Source organism: Erythrobacter sp. AP23 (genome assembly GCF_001542855.1).
Classification (GTDB): Bacteria; Pseudomonadota; Alphaproteobacteria; order Sphingomonadales; family Sphingomonadaceae; genus Qipengyuania.
Genome location: NZ_LNBY01000012.1, coordinates 1 through 18,515, shown reverse-complemented (window position 1 = coordinate 18,515; position 18,515 = coordinate 1). Strand labels below are relative to the sequence as shown.

Below are 18,515 nucleotides of genomic sequence, written 5' to 3'. Positions count from 1 at the left end.
GGCGCCCTTCAGAGCCGCGCGTAACCTGCCACCAGGCTCGCCGCGAGGGCCAGCATGCTTGCAGCCAGTGCCGCTGCGGCGGGGCGTGCCTCGCGTCTGCCATAGACCAGCGTCACGCCGAGCTTCACGCTCATATTGGCGAGGATCGTTCCCGCGATGGCCAGCGCGGCGAGGCGCGGCGCGATCGTGCCGGGTTCCAGCGCGCCCGCGGTCACGATGGCCGCATCCACATCCATGCTGCCCATGAGCAGCAGCAGGATGGCGATGCCCTGTTCGCCGAATTCGCCCTCTGCCCAGCGGGCGGCCACTGCGGCAAGCGCAACGAAGGCGACGAAGGTCAGGGCGGGCAGCATGGCGATGGGGTTGCCGGGCGGCGCCGGTCCGGTCGTGCTGGGGGCCTTGCGGTAGAGCCAGTAGCTCGCCGTAAAGCCCGCGATCAGCGCAGGCGTCACCACGAGGACGAAAGGTTCGAGCAGGCTGGTCGCGAGCACCGCGACAAGGATGATGACGCGCAGGTACATGACCGCGCTGGCCAGCGCGATCCCCGCATTCTCCGCGCCGCCGCCCATGCCCGAACCGAGGCGCTGGGCGAAGGAATGGGTGACGGCAGTCGAACTGTAGGCCCCGCCGATCACCGCGGTGGCGATCGTCCCTCGGCGCGCGCCGAACATGCGGTTGGCGACATAGCCGACGAAGGAAAAGCCGGTGACGATGACGACCACCAGCCACAAGACGCGCGGCTCCCACGCGTCGTAGGGGCCGTAGCGGCCTTCGGGCAGGAAAGGCAGCACCGCCAGCGCGATGACCGCATAGCGGGCGAAAGCCTTGATGTCGGCCTCGTCGAGCGCGCCGACCCAGCGATGGGCCTCACCGCGCAGCGCGAGGATCAGCGTGGCCACCGCCGCGCCCGCAACGGCCAGCGCCTCTTCGCCGATCCCCGCGAGGAACCCCAGCCCGAGCGTCACCATGGCGGCCACCGCGCTGGTCGCATCGGGCCTGCCGGTGTCGAGTATCGAACGCGAGTACCCGATCGCCACCAGCGCCGCGGCGACTGCGACAACGATACCCGAAACGATGGCATATCCTTGCAGGCCGATGATGCCTGCGAGCCCCGCTGTCATGCCGAGCAGGATGAAAGTCCTTATGCCGGCGACCCGCATCCCCGACGTTTCACCGCGCAGCTTCCAGCCCCGTTCGATCCCGATCAGCAGCCCCACCGCGAGCGCTGCGGTCAGTTGGGGCAAAAAACGGGACGCAAGCATCTCCAGCGGGAAATCTCCTAGCTCAGCTCTTCCAGTCGAGCCCCATTTCCTCGAACATTTCCTTGTCCTCGCTCCAGCGCTCGTCGGTCTTGACGTGGAGGAAGAGGTGGACCTTCTGGCCTAGCAGTTCGGAGAGCTCCTCGCGCGCGGCTTGGCCGATCGCCTTGATCCGGCTACCGCCCTTGCCCAGCACGATGGCGCGCTGGTTGTCGCGCATGACCACGATCTGCTGGTGGATTTCCACGCTGCCGTCGGGCCGCTGGATGTATTTTTCCGGCCGTACCGCGGAATCGTAGGGCAGTTCCTCGTGCAGCTGCTTGTAGAGCTGTTCGCGCGTGATCTCGGTGGCGAGCAGGCGTTCGCTGGCGTCTGAAACCTGGTCCTCGGGATACATCCACGGACCCTCGGGCATCATCGCAGCGAGCGCATCCTTCATCTCCGGCACGCCGTCCCCGGTCAGTGCGGAGACGAAATAGACCTCCTCGAACTGGGCCTTGCCGGTCAGCTCCTGCGCCAATGCGAGCAGCGGCTCCTTCTTCGCGACATCGACCTTGTTGAGCACCAGGATCTTGCGCTCGGGACGCTGGGCGACCTGTTCGATCAGCGGCTCGAGCTCGTGGCGGCGCTGCTTGACCGGATCGACCAGCAGAAGCACCGCGTCGGCGGCCTCGGCGCCTTCCCAGGCCGCGCTCACCATCGCACGGTCGAGCCGCCGCTTGGGCGCGAAAATGCCCGGCGTGTCGACCAGGATCATCTGCGTGTCGGCATCGTCGCTCTTATGCAGCGCAATGCCCATCATCCGCGCGCGGGTGGTCTGGGCCTTGGCGCTGGTGATCGCGACCTTCTGGCCGACGAGCTGGTTGACCAGCGTGCTCTTACCCGCATTGGGCGCGCCGAGGACGGCGACGACGCCGCATTTGGTTTGCGTAGTGCTCACCCGAATTTCTCCATGAATTCCCGTGCAGCCTGCTTTTCGGCTTCCTGCTTGCTGTTCGCGGTGCCTTCCGCTTCGCCGACCTTTTGGACCTTTACCCGCACGGTGAAGCGCGCCGCATGGTCGGGGCCCGAACGCTCGACCAGCTCGTATTCGGGTGGCTTGCGCTGATTGCCCGCGGCCCATTCCTGCAACGCGCTCTTGGGATGCTTCGACTTGCCCGCCCCGCTTTCGAGCGCCGGCCGCCATAGCAGGTGGACCAGCTTGCGTGAGGCATCGAAGCCATTGTCGAGGAATTCCGCGCCCAGCAAGGCCTCCATCACATCGCCGAGTATATTGTCGCTGTCGCGCCCGCCATCGCTGCTCGCCTGCCTCGAAATGCGCACATGCGGTGGCAGGCCGATGCCGCGTGCGATTTGCGCGCACATCTGGCGGCTGACGATGGCATTGAGGCGTTGGGCGAGCTTGCCTTCGGGGGCATCGCTCTGGGCATAGAGCCAGTCGGCGATCGACAGGCCCAGCACGCGATCGCCGAGGAATTCGAGCCGCTCGTAATCCTGCCTCTCTCCCATGCTGCCATGGGTCAGCGCGGCGAACCAGCGCGCCTCGTCCCTAACCGTGAAACCGTTCTCGGCGAGCCATTCGCGCGTTTCGGGGGCGAGGGCGCTCATATGTCGCTGCCGATCCGGTCCCAGCGCGCGGCGGTGAACCAGGTCCAGGGCAGCAGCCACCGCGCGCTTCCATCGGTCGACCACAGGACGCGGCTGGCGCGGCCGACCAGCAGATCCGCATCGACCAGCCCCACGCCGCCATCGGGCACGGCGGGGAACCGGCTGTCGAGCGAATTGTCGCGATTGTCGCCCATCACGAACAGCTGGCCGGCCGGGATGACGATCGGGTCGATATCGTCGGGATCGACGCGGATGGGAACGCCGCGCGAATCGGTGGCGATCCCGCCCATGCCGTCGGTCAGCAGGCGCGGCCCGACCGGGCCGAAATCGACGGTCATGTAGCTCTTGCCCGACGGCAGCGTTTCGCGGAACTGGCGGTAGCGGCAGGTCGTGCCATCGACCACCACGCCGCCGTCGCGGCGACAGCTCGTATTCGCGCTCATCGGAATGTCGGCATAGCCCGCCGCTTCCTTCGGCAGCGGTTCGCCGTTGAGGATCACCACACCGTTGCGCACGGCCACCGTGTCGCCGGGCAGGCCGATCACGCGCTTGACGTAATCGGTGCCTGTCACCGGGTGCTTGAAGATCGCGACGTCTCCGCGCTCGGGCAGGTCGGCCAGAATGCGGCCTTCCCACAGCGGAACCTGGCCCGGCAGCGACAGTTTCGAATAGCCGTAGGGCCATTTCGCCGCGACCAGATAATCGCCGTTGCGCAGGTTCGGCAGCATCGATTCGCTGGGAATGGTGAAGGGCGAGAAGATAAAGCTACGGAAAATGAGCACGGCGATCACCAGCTTGGCGACGAACCACAGGAAGCTGCCGAGCGTTTCCTTCTGCTCGGGCTTCGCTGTTGCTTCATCGGGCGAATTGGTATCCAGCGCCTGCTCTGTCATGCGGGGTTCTCAATCATCGCCGAAGTCCCTAGTCGCGCACCTGCGCACACGAAAGGATTTTTGAACGATGACCTCTGCCGCCGCGATCTGGGACAAGCTAGAAAACCTGCCGCGCCCGACGCTGGGCGAGCTGTTCAGCGCCACCCGCGATGGCGGCGAGGGCGCCGACGAGCCGGGCGGTGCGGAGCGCGTAGCGATGCTCTCGGGCCGGATCGAGCTGGGCGAGGGCGCGGAGGATGGCGGCATCCTGTTCGACTGGTCGAAAACGCATCTCGATCGCGCGGTGATCGCGGCGTTCGAGGAACTGGCCGAGGCGATGGATTTTGCCGGCATGCGCGCCAAGCTGTTCGGCGGCGAGGTGGTCAACCCGACCGAGGGGCGCGCCGCCGACCACGCGACGCTGCGCGGCACGGGCGACGAGGCCAAGGTCGAGGAGGCGATGGCGCTGATCGATCGCATGGGCATGCTTGTGGGCGCGATCCATCAGGGCGCGCTGGGCGAGGTGGAGCACCTGATCCACATCGGCATCGGTGGCAGCGCGTTGGGTCCGGCGCTGGGCGTCGATGCGCTCAGCCGCGACCTGTCCTATTGCGACGTCCACGTCGTCTCCAACATCGATGGGGTCGCGCTGGAAGAGGCTTTCGCCAAATGCAATCCGGCCAAGACGCTGATCGCGGTCGCCAGCAAGACCTTCACCACGATCGAGACGATGACCAATGCCGAAAGCGCGCTCAAATGGCTGCGCGACAATGGCGTGAGCGATCCGGGCGGACGCGTGATCGCGCTCACTGCCAATCCCGAAGGCGCGGTCGAATGGGGGGTCGACGAAACGCGCATCCTGCCGTTCCAGGAAAGCGTCGGCGGACGCTATTCGATCTGGTCGTCGATCGGCTTTCCCATCGCCATGGCGGTGGGGATGGACGATTTCCGCGCCATGCTCGCCGGCGCGAAGGCGGTGGACGAGCATTTCCGCGACACGGACGGCGCAGCCAACCTCGTGCTGCGCGCGGCCTTCGCGGACCTTTACTACACCCGCGTGCGCGGCTGCCAGACGCGCGCGGTCTTCGCCTATGATGAGCGCCTCGGCCTGTTCCCCGACTACCTCCAGCAGCTCGAAATGGAATCGAACGGCAAGCGCGTCACCGCCGACATGCAGCCGGTCGACGGCCCGACCGCGCCGATTACCTGGGGCGGGGTGGGGACCGATGCGCAGCATGCGGTGTTCCAGCTGCTTCACCAGGGCACACACCTTATCCCCGTGGACTTCATCGCCAGCGTGGCACCGGGCGACGAGCTTGACCCCGCGCACCACCGCATCCTGCTGATGAACTGCTTTGCGCAAGGCGCCGCGCTGATGGCGGGCAAGGCGGGCGAGGACCCCGCGCGCAACTATCCCGGCGACCGCCCCTCGGCGACGATCCTGTGCGACGACCTCGACGCCGCCGCGCTGGGCGCGCTGATCGCCTTCCACGAACACCGCACCTTCGCCAATGCCGCGCTGATGGGCATCAACCCCTTCGACCAGTTCGGCGTCGAACTCGGCAAGGCGATGGCGAAAGCGATCGAAAAGGGAGGCGAGGAATTCGACGCCAGCACCGAGGCGCTGGTGAAAGCGGCTGGCCTCGCTTAGCGCTATTCGCTTTCCTTGGACGGGATGACGAGCTTGAAGGTTGTTCCGCCCTCATCGGACACGACCTCCATCCGTCCGCCATGCGCCGTGGCGATCTGGTCGACGATGAACAGGCCCAGTCCCAGGCCATCGTGATTGCCCTGTTTCGAGCCGCGATCGAAGGGTTGAAACAGAGTCTCGAGGACATTGGCGGGAATGGGCGTGCCCGAGTTCGTGACCGAGACTTCCAGTTCGTCCCGCGTCGTGATTGCCTTCACCATGACCGGGGCATCGTGCCGGCCGTGATGCAGGGCGTTCGAAAGAAGATTCGATAGGAGCTGGGCCAAACGATCGGGATCGCACTCAACCGATGTGTCGATCGCAATCTCGCTGCGGATGTCGCGGTCCGGCCTTGCCGCTTTCGCTTCGGCAATGACGGTTTCCAGCTTCCTGTCCAGGTCCGGCGCCGGCTGGAGATCCAGCGAGATATCCGATCCCAGCCTGCCGCGGGCGAAATCCATGACATTGTTGATCAGCTCGATGGAGCGGTCGAGCGTCGAGTCCATGAAGGTGACGATTTCACGATCTTCGGTGCCGAGATTGCCGGAGTCCTTGAGCAGGTCGGTTCCCGCTTTCAGCGCAGCCACGGGATTACGAAGATCGTGGCCCAGGACCGCGATGAACTGCTCGCGCAATTCGGCCTCGCGATCGCGCTGTTCGGCTTCGGATTCGGCCCGGATTTTCGCTTCGAGCAGGTTGCGTTCGTATTTCCGGCGGTCTTCCGCGCGGAACAGCGTCAGACGCGTGAAGAGATGGTTGTCCGATTCGTCCCGCTTTTCCGATGCATTGGCAATTACGGGTACGAGCCCGTGGTCGCATCTCAAGTCGAGGGCGATCTCGTAAACGAAACCCTGCAGGCGCAGCAGCGGGGCAAGGTGCGTTTCGTAGGCGATGCGCCCACCGGTTCCGAGCAAGTCGCGCAGGGGTTTTCCGACCAGATCGTCAGCCGATAGATCGAGCCAGCCGAGCAGGGTTCGGTTGGCCCGCACGATCGTCGAATCGGGGGCGAGTGACAGGTAGCCGCACGGCGCGTTCTCGTAGAGGTCGAGGAGATCCTCGGTCGGGTCAGGACCGGACATAGTGCCGGATCGCCTGCGCGACTTCATCCGGTGCGCTCAGGTTGGGGCAGTGCCCGGTCGCCTCCAATTGCACGAACGAGCTGTCGGGTACATTCTCGGCGACATATTTGCCGACCTCGACCGGGGCGATGATATCCTCGCTGCATTGCAGCACCAGCGTGGGGACGGGCACCGCCGACAGATCCGCCCGATTGTCCGAGAAGAAGGTAGCCCGCGCAAAATCGCGCGCGATGTCCGGATCGGTGCTGCAGAAACTGTTGGTCAGCCTTTCGCCCAGCTCGGGGCGGTCGGGATTGCCCATGATCGCCGGTCCCATGGCGGCCGACCAGCCGAGGTGATTGTTGTCGAGGAATTCGAGCAGTTCTTCGATCTGCTGTTCGTCGAAGCCGCCACTATAGTCCCCGTCGTCGATGTAGCGAGGCGAAGGGCCGACCATGATTAGCTGCTTGAAGAGATCGGGCGCCTCGATGGCCGCGAGCGCGCCGATCATCGCACTGACCGAATGGCCGACGAACACCAGATCCGGCGTATCGATCGATCGCGCAACCTCGACGACATCGCGTGCATAGCCGTCCAGGCTCGCATATTTCGCCTTGTCGTATGCGCTCAGGTCGCTGCGTCCGGCACCGACATGGTCGAAGAGCACGATGCGGAAGGAATCTGCCAACCGGTTGGCGACCGGTTCCCACATGCTCTGGTCGCAGCCGAAGCCGTGGGAGAACAGGAGAGTGGGCGATCCCGAGCCGAAGGTCCGGATATTATTGCGTGATTCAATCATATCGGGGGGACTGCTAGCAGCCCGTTGGTTAATTCCAAACTTCCAAGCAAACCCCCCGTACGGCTTGACTTCCTTCATGCCCTGCACCACATGCCGCCCATCGAAGCGCGCTAGCCAGCGTGAAGCGGCGATGACGATACATCCATCGCCCCGGCCGCGCCTCGGTCCATTTTCTACAGACTTCCCTTTTCACGCGGGCGGTTTCAAACTCCGCGACCGCGCCCGGATTCCGCCTATCGGAACCGAGAGCGCGCCGCATATTCGATGCGAGCAACATGACTCAATTTTCAGACCTCGGGCTGTCGCAGCCCGTCCTCCAGGCCCTCGACCTCAAGGGCTACAATACCCCCACGCCGATCCAGGCGCAGGCGATCCCGCCCGTGCTCGAAGGCCGCGACCTCATGGGAATCGCGCAGACCGGCACCGGCAAAACCGCCGCCTTCATGCTCCCGAGCATCGACCGGCTGCGCGAGGCGGACCGGCAGACGCCGTTCAAATCCTGCCGCATGCTGGTGCTTGCGCCAACGCGCGAACTCGCCGGCCAGATCGCCCAGAGCGCCAAGGATTACGGCGCGCTCGCCGGGCTCAAGGTCCATTCGATCGTCGGCGGCACCTCGGTCAACAAGGACCGCAACAAGCTGCACCGCGGGACCGACATTCTCGTCGCGACGCCCGGCCGCCTGCTCGACCTGATCGACCAGAAGGCGTTCAAGCTCGACGGGGTCGAAGTGCTGGTGCTCGACGAGGCCGACCAGATGCTCGACCTCGGCTTTATCCACGCGCTGCGCCGGATCAGCCAGCTCGTGCCCGACGACCGCCAGACGCTGTTCTTCAGCGCGACCATGCCCAAGCAGATCCAGGAACTGGTCGGCAAGTATTGCCGCAACCCGGTCAAGGTCTCGGTCACGCCCGAAAGCACCACCGCCGAGCGGATCGACCAGTATCTGTTCATGGTCCAGCAGGACGAGAAGCAGACGCTGCTCGAGCTGATCCTGTCCGAGCGCCACGACGTGCCCGGCACGTTCGAGCGCGTGCTGATCTTCGCGCGGACCAAGCATGGCTGCGACCGCATCGTGAAGAAGCTGGCGCAGAAGGGCATCCCGGCCAACGCCATCCACGGCAACAAGTCGCAACCGCAGCGCGAGCGCGCGCTTGGCGAGTTTCGCAGCGCCAAGACCCCGATCCTGATCGCGACCGACGTTGCCGCGCGCGGGATCGACATTCCGGGTGTCAGCCATGTGATCAATTACGAGCTGCCCAACGTGCCCGAACAATACGTCCACCGCATCGGGCGCACCGCGCGCGCGGGCAAGGACGGGATCGCCATCGCCTTCTGCGCCGAGGACGAGCGCGACTACCTCAAGGATATTCGCAAGAAGACCGACGCAGAGTTCGAGCGTCTGCCACTCCCCGACAATTTCCGCGCGGTAGTCGAGGGCGTCGGGCCGACCAAGCGCGAGCAGAAGCCGCGTCTCGCCAAGCCCAAGGTGCGCCCTACCGGCGGCGCGGCGAAGAAGCCCAAGCCCAAGAACAAACATTCCAACCGCGCCGGCGCGCCCAGGCGCGACGGTGCACCCGGCGGCAGCCGCCCCGGCGGGAACCGCAACCGACGTCGACGGCGCAGCGGGGGCGGCACGGGGCGCGGCTAGTCCGGCCTGGCCAGCGCGTCAGCAGGCGATTCGCTTTCGGGCGAAACGATCCGCAGGCGCGCGAAAGCCTCGGGCATCGTATCGGCCAGCCATTCGAGCATCCCTTCGCGGATGTCGCAGCGCAGGTCGAACAGGGTCGGCGAATCCTTCGCGCTCATCAGCAGGCGAACCTCGATCGCATCGCGCTTCGTATCGGTAACCTGCACTACCTGGACGCGGCCGTCCCAGCGCTCGTTCGCCCTGATCCGGCGTTCGAACTCGGCCCGGATGGGTCCGATCCGGGTCGCCGGGTCGAGATAGAGCATCACCGATCCCAGCAACTGAGCGGTCGTCTTGGTCCAGTTCTGGAACGCCCCCTCGAGGAAGCGCGTGGTCGGCACGATGAGCCGGCGTTCGTCCCAGATCTTGACCACCACGTAGGTCGTGCGGATTTCCTCGATCCAGCCCCATTCGCCTTCTATGATGACGACGTCTTCGATGTTGATCGGCTCGGTCAGCGCCATCTGCACGCCCGCGATCAGCGACTTGAGCGCGGGCTGGGCGGCGGCGCCGACCGCCAGCCCCGCGAGGCCTGCCGAGGCGACGAGGGTAAGGCCGATATCGCGCACGCCGGGGATCGACAGCAGCACCAACCCGACAGTCACGAAGATGATGATGAAGGTCGCAATGCGGCTGAGCATGGTCAGCTTGGTACGCCGACGGCGCGCGGCAAGGTTGTCGGCCACCGTGATGTCCGCGCGCAGTTTCATCGTCTCGACCAGCGCATGAAGGATTGCCAGCGCGATCCAGCCGACCAGCGCGGGCATTACGAAGCCGGCGACTTTTTCCCATACCGTTTCGAACGCGGGGATCTCGCGCGCGGCCAGCACCAGCGCCAGCGCGACCAGCGCGATCCGGGTCGGCGTGGCGAGGCGGCGCACGAGCATTGTGTCGGCGTCGCTGTCCGAGGCATTTGCAAGCCGCCGCAGCAGCCGGAAGGCGATCCAGTGCAGCAGCAGTGCGGCGCCGGTTGCCGCCACGGCAAAGGCGATCAGGTTCCACGGGTAGGGCAGGATGCGGGCCCCACCTTCGACGATCTCGGCAATCGGTTGCTTCATGCTGTCTCCCGCATATTCGTTTCGGGTATCGGCAGCATCCCCCCCAAGGGACCTCCCTTGCAATGGACCGGCACGCATTCCGGTTCCCGCGGCTAGGTGCGCTGGACCTTGTGCCGGGTGCGTCCATACCCCAAGTGCGGCGGCGAACGCAGATTGGAGACAGGCTTTGGCGACGAAACCCCGCGGAGACTTCGATTACGACCTTTTCACCATCGGTGCCGGTTCGGGCGGGGTGCGCGCATCGCGCGTGTCCGCCGCGCATGGCGCCAAGGTCGCGATCGCCGAGGAGCACCGGGTCGGCGGGACCTGCGTCATCCGCGGCTGTGTCCCCAAGAAGATGCTCGTCTACGGCGCGCATTTCGCCGAGGACCTGGAAGACTGCAAGCGCTTCGGCTGGGAAGTCGAGGGCAAGAGCTTCAATTGGCACACGCTGCGCGACAACGTGCTGGCCGATGTCGACCGGCTGGAGGGCGCCTATACCGACACGCTGGAGAACCACGACGTCACCGTCTTCAAGGAGCGCGCGGAGATTACCGGCCCGCACGAAATCACCCTGGCGAGCGGCAAGGTGGTCACCGCCGAACGAATCCTGATCGCCACCGGCGCGCGCCCGCAGGTGCCGAGCTGCAAGGGCGCCGAACACGCCATTACCTCGAACGAGGCGTTCCATCTCGAAAAGCTGCCGAAGAAGATCATCATCGCGGGCGGCGGCTACATCGCCAATGAATTCGCCGGGATCTTCAACGAATTCGGATGCAAGGTCTGCGTGGTCAATCGCGGCGACCAGTTGCTGCGTTCCTATGACGAGGCACTGCGCGAACGCTTGCTGCTGATCTCGATGAAGAAGGGCATCGATTTCAAGTTCAACACGGTGTTCGAATACATCGAGAAGACCGAGGACGGGCGCTTCAAGGTCAAGCTGTCCGATTGCGACGAAGAAGTGGTCGACCAGGTGATGTTCGCCACCGGCCGCAAGCCGAACACCGAAGGGCTCGGCCTGGAAAACGCCGGTGTCGAGCTGGGCGAGAAGGGCGAGATCAAGGTCGACCGTTTTTCCAAGACCAATGTCGACCACATCTATGCCGTCGGCGATGTGACCGACCGCGTGCAGCTGACCCCGGTGGCGATCCGCGAGGGCCAGGCCTTTGCCGATACCGTCTTCGGTGGGCACGATCCGGTCGCGGTCGACCATGGCTGCATTCCCAGCGCGGTGTTCAGCCACCCGCCGATCGCCGCGGTCGGCATGACCGAGGGCGAGGCCAAGAACAAGCTCGGCAGCGTCAAGGTCTATCTGTCGGATTTCCGCCCGATGAAGAACGTGCTAGCCGGGCGCGACGAGCGCAGCCTGTTCAAGATGGTCTGCGACGGCGACAGCGGCAAGATCGTCGGCATCCACATGATCGCGCCCGATGCGGCCGAGATGATGCAGGCCGCCGCGATCGCGGTGAAGGCCGGTCTGACCAAGGCCGATTTCGACGCCACCACCGCGATCCACCCGACGATGGCGGAAGAACTGGTGCTGATGCGGTAGGCGCGGGTCCGCGATGCTGGAGGCCGGCTGACCGTTAGCGACTCGATTGCGGACGGTGCTTCAGTCGCTATCCTAACGCTATGAGCTTCCTTGTCTTGATCGGCGCTGGCGCCCTGGGAGGGGCAGCACTCGCGCTCATTTTTGGGACGCGGCGTGTCGGATGTGCCTCGCTGATCGTCGTGCCGATCTCAGCAGTCCTATTTGTGAGTTGGTGGCAAAATCAACATCCTGAGCTGCTCCGGTCGACGAGCGGCTTGGACTACCTGTTTGTTCCTCCAATCCCTACAATCGGGGCGCTCGTGGCTTATGGCGCTATCTTCTTTGTAAGGGATTGGTTCGAAACACGCGATCTTTAGAGAAATTCGCCTCATCTGCTTTCCACCCAGTAGATGACGTGGGCGGCACCCTTCGAGGCGCCCGATAGCAGTCATCCCGCGGCACTCCCGAGCCGCTCCACCGCCAGCATCGCCGCATCGACCCCCACCGCACGCAATTCCTCCGGCCAGTCGCCGCCCGTCGCCAGCGCCTCTGCCGCGAGCGCCATGGCGGGCGAGGTCTGGAGGCCGAAGCCGCCCTGTCCGGCGAGCCAGAAGAAGCCGGGCGCAGACGGGTCGAAACCCGCCACCGGCAGGCGATCCGGGGTGAAGCTTCGCAGGCCGGCCCACTTTCCGGCCAAGCGCGGGATCGTCAGCGAGGTCGCCTGCTCCACGCGCCATGCGGCGAGCGCGACGCCTTCTTCCTCGGGCTGCGCATCGCAGGGCTCGCTCGCGTCCTCGTCCATCGGGCAGGCCAGCAGCCGGCCGCTGCCCTCCGGCTCGATATAGAAGCCGGGCCCCACTGTCTTGGTGAAGGGCCAGGCGGCAACGTCGACCGGAACGTCGAAGGTGATCACCGTGCGGCGCAGCGGGCGAATGCCGATGGGGGAGACCCCCGCGAGCCTTGCCACAGCGTCCACCCAGGCCCCGGCGGCATTGACCAAAACGGGCGCGGCATAGCTTTCGCCCGGAGTGTCGACGATCCAGCCGGCAGGCTCGCGGCGCATTGCCGTCACCGGCGCCTTTGCCGCAATCGTGCCCTCCGCCGCGAGCAGGGCCTTGCGATGCCCTTCGAGCAGCGCATGCGCATCGAGCTTGCGGCCCTGCGGATCGAGCAGCGCACCGACGATCCCGCCTTTGCCCGCACGCAGCACCGGCACCAGCTCGCGCGCCTCCGCCACCGACAGCCGCCGGACCTGCGGCGCCCATGCGCGGTAATTCGCCTCCAGCCGGTCGAGCGCCGGTTTCTGTCCCTCGAGCGCGATGAACAGCGCGGGATGGGGCCGCGCGCCCGGCTCCTGAAATAGCGGCAGGCTCGCCGCGGTCAGCGCGCGGACCAGCGGGGCATCCATGTCGAAATGCCCAAACGCAGCGCTGCGTCCCGAGGCATGCACGCCCGGCGCGTCCTCCGCCTCGCACACCACCGTCTCGCCATGCCGGGCCAGCCGCGCGGCGGCCGACAGACCGGCGATGCCCGCTCCCACCACAAGGAAATCGACCTGCTTCATTGCGACTCCGTTGCCCGTTGCAACCAATCGGCGTAGTCTCCCGCCTAACAGACAATCGGGGGAGCAGGCAGATGGTGAAATCGATACTGGTAACCGGCGGCACGGGCTACATCGGCGGCGAAGTGATCGACCAGCTGCTCGCCGGGGGCTATACCGTCCACACTACCGTCCGGAACAAGGCGAAGAGCGAGCCGAAACTGCGCGCCCGCTGGCCCGAAGCGGGCGAACGACTCATAGTGTTCCAGGCCGATCTGATGAGTGACGAGGGCTGGGCAGAGGCCAATGCGGGCTGCGATGCGGTGGCCCATGTCGCCTCGCCCTTTCCCATGGCCACACCCAAGGACAAGGACGAACTGGTAATCCCCGCGCGCGAAGGCACGCTGCGGGCGCTGAAATTCGCGCATGAGGCGGGGATCGAGCGCTTCGTCCAGACCAGCAGCGCCGCAGCGATCGCTTATGGCCAGCCGGACAAGGATCATTTCACCCATCTCGACTGGACCAATCTCGCGGCCGGCGTCCCGCCCTATATCGAAAGCAAGACGGTGGCCGAGCGCGCCGCGCGCGACTGGGTGGCGACGCATGCGCCGACCATGACCTTCTGCTCGATCAATCCGGTCGCGGTGTTCGGGCCGGTCTATGACGACGACATGTCGACCAGCGTCGAGATGGTGAAGAAGATCATCGACGGCTCGATCCCGCTGATCCCCGACATGGGCATTTGCGTCACCGACGTGCGCGACGTGGCCGAAGCGCATGTCCGCGCGATCGAGGCGCCGGCCGAGAAGGTGCGCGGCGAACGCTTCCCGACCTCGCAGAAATTCATGTGGATCCGCGAAATGGCCGAAACCGTGCGGTCGCGCGCGCCCGAACATGCGCGCAAGGTGCCGAAGAAGCCGATGCCCGACTGGCTGGTGAAACTGCTCGCGCCCTTCATGGACGAGATGAAGCAGATCAGGAGCGAACTGGGCAATGTCCGCGACGTGTCGGGCAAGCATACCGAAGAGGTGCTGGGCTTCACCTTCATCCCGGCGGAACAGACGCTCGAAGACACGGTTCGCAGCCTCGTGCGCAAGGGTATCGTCAAGGTCTGATCCGTCGCGCGCTTGGGACGAATCGGTCTGCCGCATTGCCTCGCGCGCGGTGCCTCGTCACAAGGCGCATGAAACGAATCGCTGACGGGATATTCGCATGAACATGCTGGCGTCGCGCGGGCAGCTGCGCGCAAGTTTCATTCGCTGGGCGCTTTTCACCGTCCCGCTGGTGGTGTTGCTCGGGTTTCTCGGCGGCCAGATGGGCGGGCCCGACACGGCGTGGTTCCAGGCGCTCGAGAAACCGTCGATCTATCCCGAGCCCAAGTGGTTCGGCATCGTCTGGAGCGTGCTCTACGTGATGATCGGGCTGGCGCTGGCGCTGGTCGCTTCGGCCTGGGGCGCGCGTGGGCGCACGGCGGCGCTGTGGGTATTCGTGGTGCATTTCGCGTTCAACCTGTCGTGGACCTGGGTGTTCTTCGGTTCGCAGCAGATCACCGGCGGATTGATCGTCTTGGTACTCGTCGCGCTGACGCTGCTCGCGGTAATCGCGCTGTTCTGGCGCGTGCGCAAACTGGCCGGGGTGCTGCTGCTGCCCTATCTCGCCTGGGTCCTGTTCGCGACCGCGCTGAACTACCAGTTCCTGCAGCTCAATCCCGATGCCGATGGCGGGAACACCGAAGGCGCGGTGGAGCGGGTAAGGATAGGGAATTGATACGCGGGCACACCGCGCCTAGATAACCGCCATGCAGAGCCAGAATCCCTTGATCGCCGATTTCGTCAAACTCGCCAATTCGGCGGCCGGTACGCTGGCCGGCATGGGCCGCGAGGCGCGCGATGCGGCGCGTGAACGCGCGAAGGAGAGCTTCGCCGGGATGGACTTCGTTAGCCGCGAGGAATTCGACGCGGTGAAAACCATGGCGAGCAAGGCACGCGAAGAAGCCGAGGACCTCAAGGCCCGCGTCGAGGCGTTGGAAGCGAAAACCAAATGATCGTCACCCCTGCGCATGCAGGGGCCCAGATAACGTCCCTACAAGCGGCTCGCTGAATGGCGGGCGGCTGGGTCTACATCATGACCAACGCGCCCCACGGCACGCTCTACATCGGCGTGACGAGCGACATTGCTGCGCGCGTGCAGGCCCATCGCGAGGGGCACGGATCGCAGTTCTGCCGCAAGCATGGACTGACACGCTTGGTTTACGTGGAGCAATACGATGACATTCACGAGGCCATCACCCGCGAAAAGGCGATGAAGCGCTGGAAGCGGCAATGGAAGCTCAAACTGATTCGGCGGGACAATCCCGACTGGAACGATTTGTTCGATACGATCTTGTGAAGGCGCCATCCTGCAGAGCTTATCTGGGCCCCTGCCTGCGCAGGGGCGACGGATGGGATTAGAGGACAGACCATGCACCTCACCGCACCCGCCATTCTTCTCGCCACGCGCCCGCATGGGGAGACGGCGGTGATTGCGCGGCTGCTGACCGAGGAGAGCGGGGTCGTCGCGGCCTATGTCGCGGGCGGCCGCGGGCGGCAGCTGCGGCCGGTGGTTATCCCCGGCAACATCGTCCAGGCCGAAATCCGCGCCAAGTCCGATAGCCAGCTTCCCTTCGCGCGGCTGGAGCTGGTGCAGAGCCGCGGGCCGTGGCTGTCCGAACCGCTACCGTCCGCCGCCATCGCTTGGGTGACCGCGCTCACGGCCGCCGCATTGCCCGAACGCAATGCCTATCCCACGCTCTACGCGGCGCTCGGCGGGCTGCTCGACGCCATCTGCTCGGCCGAGACTGCGCGGCAATGGGTCGAGGCGCTGGCGATCTACGAGGCGCTGCTCCTGCGCGAGCTCGGCTATGGCGGAGAGCGTCCCGACATAGCGGGTCTTGGACAGGCCTTGGAAATTCTCGACCGCCAGGAGCCGCTTATCGCACGCTACCTGCTTGCCGACACCCGCGCCGACGTCCTAGCTGCACGGCACCTGCTCAGGCAGCGGCTGGCACGGATGGTTTAGCGGCCTTCAAATAAGGTTCGTCGCCCCTGCGCAGGCAGGAGCCTAGATAGCGGCAGTTGAACGCTCCGAGGGGGCAGATGGGCTCCTGCCTGTGCAGGAGCGACAGAGGCGGAGAACCTGGCTTGAAGATTGCAGTTTTCGCAGGCGACGGGATCGGCCCCGAGGTTACGGCGCAGGCCCTGCGCGTCCTCGAAACGCTTTCGCTACCCGGCCTGACGCTGTTCGAGGGCGACGTCGGCGCCGCCGCCTACCGCCGCCACGGCCACCCGCTTCCCCTAGAGACGCTGGAAATGGCGCGCGCCGCCGATGCGGTGCTGTTCGGCGCGGTGGGCGATTTTTCCTGCGACGATTTGCCGCGCGACCTGCGGCCCGAACAGGCGATCCTCGGCCTGCGCAGCGAGCTGGGCCTGTTCGCCAATCTGCGCCCGGCGGCGGGCTTTCCGGGGCTCGAGCACCTCTCGTCATTGAAGCCCGATGTCGCGCGCAGCATCGACCTGCTGGTCGTGCGCGAACTCAACGGCGACGTCTATTTCGGCGACAAGGGCGAGCGCGACAGCGACGGCGGGCGCGAGGGCTGGGACGCCATGTCCTATAACGAGGCCGAAGTGCGCCGCATCGCACACACCGCCTTCCGCGCCGCGATGGGCCGCGACAAACGCCTCACCAGCGTAGACAAGGCCAATGTCCTCGAAACCAGCCGCATCTGGCGCGCGACGGTGATCGAGGTGGCGCAGGACTATCCCGAGGTCGAACTCGACCACATGTATGTCGACAATGCCGCGATGCAGCTGGTCAAATCGCCGGGCCAGTTCGACACCATCGTCACCGGCAATCTGTTCGGCGATATCCTGTCCGACCAAGCCAGCGCCTGTGTCGGGTCGATCGGTCTGCTCGCCAGCGCCAGCCTCGGAGAGCGGCAGACCGAGCACGGCACCTTCGGTCTCTACGAGCCGATCCACGGCAGTGCCCCCGACATTGCGGGGCAGGGCAAGGCCAATCCGGTGGCCGCCGTTCTCAGCCTCGCCATGCTGCTGCGCCACTCGCTCGGCCGCGAGGAGGATGCCGTGCGGATCGAGCGCGCGGTCGAGGCTATCCTCGCCGATGGCGTGTTCGGCGCGGACCTCGGCGGGAGTGCCTCCACCGCCGAGATCGGCGACGCGATTGTTAGGAAGATTGTAACCATATCTTGAGGAATGGCGCATAACCGGGTCATGCAATGGATATGACTCCGCAGACGCAGCCTGACCTGGCCACCGCCGACGCTGCCAGCGCCCGTCCGCTGGACCTCGCCATCATCCTGCCGACGCTCAACGAGCGCGACAATCTCGCCCCGCTGGTCGAGCGGATCGAGGGCGCGCTGGGCAAGAGCGGCTGGGAAGTGCTGATCGTCGACGACGATTCGTCCGACGGGACCAGCGACGAAGCGCGCCGCCTGGCACTGTCCGACCCGCGCGTGCGCGTGATCCAGCGGATCGGCCGCCGCGGATTGTCGAGCGCCGCGATCGAGGGCTTTTGCGCCACTGCCGCGCCCTATGTGGCGGTGATGGACGCCGACCACCAGCACGATCCCAAGCTGCTCGTCGACATGCTCGCAAGCGTCAAATCGGGCGAAGCCGAGGTCGCCGTGGCGAGCCGCTTTGCCGAGGGCGCGAGCATGGAGGAATGGGGTCGCCCCGACCGCGAGAAGCTGTCGAGCGTCGCGAATTTCCTCGCCCGCAAGCTGACCGGGGTCGAATTGAGCGACCCGATGAGCGGATTCTTCCTGCTGCCGACCGCGACCGCGCGCAGATTGGTGCCGAATCTTTCCGGAATCGGCTTCAAGATACTGCTCGACCTGCTGGCCACTTCCGACACACCGCTCAAGGTGAAGGATTTTCCGATGAACTTCTCCGCCCGCCGCTCCGGCGAATCGAAGCTCGACCGCGCGATCGCGCTCGATTTCCTCGCCGGCCTCTACGACAAGAGCTTCGGGCGGATCATCCCGACGCGGTTTGCCCTGTTCGGCACGGTCGGCGCGCTCGGCATCCTCGTCCACATGGCCATTCTCTACGTTTTCCTGTTGGTCGCGGGCACGAATTTCAGCTGGAGCCAGGCGGTCGCGACCTTCGGGGCGATGACTTTCAATTTCTGGCTCAACAACTTCCTCACCTATCGCGACCGGCGCCTGAAAGAGGCGAACAAGGTGTTCTGGGGTTGGGTCAGCTTCATCGCCGCCTGCTCGATCGGCGCTTTCGCCAATGTCGCCGTGGCCACCACACTGCATGATCGCGGCCTGCACGAAGTCTTCGCCGCGCTGGTCGGCATCGGCATCGGCTCGGTATGGAACTACGCGCTCTCGAGCCGCTTCGTGTGGGGTCGTTACTGACCTCCCCCGAT

The 18,515-nt window shown here is 65.5% G+C and carries 19 protein-coding genes; 11 read left to right on the top strand and 8 right to left on the bottom strand.

The features are described from left to right. Nucleotides 1-8: 8 nt before the first annotated feature. From ASS64_RS05320 to lepB, 4 genes are read right to left on the bottom strand one after another with little or no spacing between them, the layout of a single operon-like run. On the bottom strand, nucleotides 9-1,244 hold the full coding sequence (locus ASS64_RS05320) for an MgtC/SapB family protein (protein WP_198147660.1): 1,236 nt from the start codon (nucleotides 1,242-1,244) through the stop codon (nucleotides 9-11). A 40-nt stretch (nucleotides 1,245-1,284) separates the two neighbouring features. Continuing rightward, nucleotides 1,285-2,199: a GTPase Era gene (gene era, locus ASS64_RS05315; RefSeq protein ID WP_067691050.1), complete on the bottom strand. Its 915-nt coding sequence runs from the start codon at nucleotides 2,197-2,199 to the stop codon at nucleotides 1,285-1,287. Beyond that, a complete protein-coding gene (rnc, locus tag ASS64_RS05310; RefSeq protein WP_067691048.1) occupies nucleotides 2,196-2,867 on the bottom strand; it encodes a ribonuclease III in 672 nt (223 codons plus the stop codon). Before rnc ends, era begins: the two co-directional genes overlap by 4 nt. Beyond that, nucleotides 2,864-3,760 (bottom strand): signal peptidase I, encoded by an 897-nt coding sequence (gene lepB / locus ASS64_RS05305; RefSeq protein ID WP_067691046.1) that lies wholly within the window; start codon nucleotides 3,758-3,760, stop codon nucleotides 2,864-2,866. Before lepB ends, rnc begins: the two co-directional genes overlap by 4 nt. Before the next feature lie 67 nt (nucleotides 3,761-3,827). Here lepB and pgi point away from each other — a divergent pair, with 67 nt between their 5' ends. Continuing rightward, the gene (gene pgi / locus ASS64_RS05300; RefSeq protein ID WP_067691044.1) at nucleotides 3,828-5,390 is read left to right on the top strand and encodes a glucose-6-phosphate isomerase; all 1,563 of its coding nucleotides are present in this window, start codon (nucleotides 3,828-3,830) and stop codon (nucleotides 5,388-5,390) included. A gap of 2 nt (nucleotides 5,391-5,392) precedes the next feature. Here the strand turns inward: pgi and ASS64_RS05295 are convergent, their stop codons facing one another. Next, on the bottom strand, nucleotides 5,393-6,508 hold the full coding sequence (locus ASS64_RS05295; RefSeq protein ID WP_067691042.1) for a PAS domain-containing sensor histidine kinase: 1,116 nt from the start codon (nucleotides 6,506-6,508) through the stop codon (nucleotides 5,393-5,395). Next, nucleotides 6,495-7,286 (bottom strand): alpha/beta fold hydrolase, encoded by a 792-nt coding sequence (locus ASS64_RS05290; RefSeq protein WP_067691040.1) that lies wholly within the window; start codon nucleotides 7,284-7,286, stop codon nucleotides 6,495-6,497. Before ASS64_RS05290 ends, ASS64_RS05295 begins: the two co-directional genes overlap by 14 nt. A 275-nt stretch (nucleotides 7,287-7,561) precedes the next feature. On the opposite strand from ASS64_RS05290, the gene ASS64_RS05285 reads away from it, so the two are divergent. After that, the gene (locus ASS64_RS05285) at nucleotides 7,562-8,935 is read left to right on the top strand and encodes a DEAD/DEAH box helicase (protein ID WP_067691037.1); all 1,374 of its coding nucleotides are present in this window, start codon (nucleotides 7,562-7,564) and stop codon (nucleotides 8,933-8,935) included. Here the strand turns inward: ASS64_RS05285 and ASS64_RS05280 are convergent. Beyond that, nucleotides 8,932-10,032, bottom strand: a complete 1,101-nt coding sequence (locus tag ASS64_RS05280) for a mechanosensitive ion channel family protein (protein WP_067691034.1) — start codon at nucleotides 10,030-10,032, stop codon at nucleotides 8,932-8,934. The genes ASS64_RS05285 and ASS64_RS05280 overlap by 4 nt on opposite strands. Before the next feature lie 166 nt (nucleotides 10,033-10,198). On the opposite strand from ASS64_RS05280, the gene gorA reads away from it, so the two are divergent. Both gorA and ASS64_RS05270 read left to right on the top strand, forming a co-directional pair. Further along, the gene (gene gorA, locus ASS64_RS05275) at nucleotides 10,199-11,563 is read left to right on the top strand and encodes a glutathione-disulfide reductase (protein WP_067691031.1); all 1,365 of its coding nucleotides are present in this window, start codon (nucleotides 10,199-10,201) and stop codon (nucleotides 11,561-11,563) included. 80 nt (nucleotides 11,564-11,643) lie between these two features. Then, the gene (locus ASS64_RS05270; protein WP_067691028.1) at nucleotides 11,644-11,919 is read left to right on the top strand and encodes a hypothetical protein; all 276 of its coding nucleotides are present in this window, start codon (nucleotides 11,644-11,646) and stop codon (nucleotides 11,917-11,919) included. A 71-nt stretch (nucleotides 11,920-11,990) separates the two neighbouring features. Here the strand turns inward: ASS64_RS05270 and ASS64_RS05265 are convergent, their stop codons facing one another. After that, entirely contained in the window at nucleotides 11,991-13,106 is a 1,116-nt protein-coding gene (locus tag ASS64_RS05265) for an FAD-binding oxidoreductase (protein WP_067691025.1), read from the bottom strand. Nucleotides 13,107-13,177: 71 nt separating this feature from the next. Between ASS64_RS05265 and ASS64_RS05260 the strand changes: the two genes are divergently transcribed. From ASS64_RS05260 to ASS64_RS05230, 7 genes are all read left to right on the top strand, one after another. Then, nucleotides 13,178-14,197, top strand: coding sequence for an NAD-dependent epimerase/dehydratase family protein (locus ASS64_RS05260; protein WP_083508197.1), 1,020 nt, complete (start codon nucleotides 13,178-13,180; stop codon nucleotides 14,195-14,197). Nucleotides 14,198-14,294: 97 nt separating this feature from the next. Beyond that, complete coding sequence (locus tag ASS64_RS05255) at nucleotides 14,295-14,849, top strand: TspO/MBR family protein (protein WP_067691023.1); 555 nt, start codon at nucleotides 14,295-14,297, stop codon at nucleotides 14,847-14,849. A 31-nt stretch (nucleotides 14,850-14,880) separates the two neighbouring features. Further along, entirely contained in the window at nucleotides 14,881-15,126 is a 246-nt protein-coding gene (locus ASS64_RS05250; protein WP_067691020.1) for an accessory factor UbiK family protein, read from the top strand. A 56-nt stretch (nucleotides 15,127-15,182) separates the two neighbouring features. Beyond that, a complete protein-coding gene (locus ASS64_RS05245) occupies nucleotides 15,183-15,470 on the top strand; it encodes a GIY-YIG nuclease family protein (protein WP_067691017.1) in 288 nt (95 codons plus the stop codon). Between the two features lie 72 nt (nucleotides 15,471-15,542). After that, nucleotides 15,543-16,139: a DNA repair protein RecO gene (locus ASS64_RS05240; protein ID WP_067691015.1), complete on the top strand. Its 597-nt coding sequence runs from the start codon at nucleotides 15,543-15,545 to the stop codon at nucleotides 16,137-16,139. 122 nt (nucleotides 16,140-16,261) lie between these two features. Beyond that, on the top strand, nucleotides 16,262-17,329 hold the full coding sequence (gene leuB / locus ASS64_RS05235) for a 3-isopropylmalate dehydrogenase (RefSeq protein WP_067691005.1): 1,068 nt from the start codon (nucleotides 16,262-16,264) through the stop codon (nucleotides 17,327-17,329). Nucleotides 17,330-17,361: 32 nt separating this feature from the next. Then, nucleotides 17,362-18,504 carry a glycosyltransferase family 2 protein gene (locus tag ASS64_RS05230; RefSeq protein ID WP_067691602.1) on the top strand — a complete coding sequence of 381 codons (1,143 nt, stop codon included), beginning with the start codon at nucleotides 17,362-17,364 and terminating at the stop codon, nucleotides 18,502-18,504. Nucleotides 18,505-18,515 lie beyond the last annotated feature (11 nt).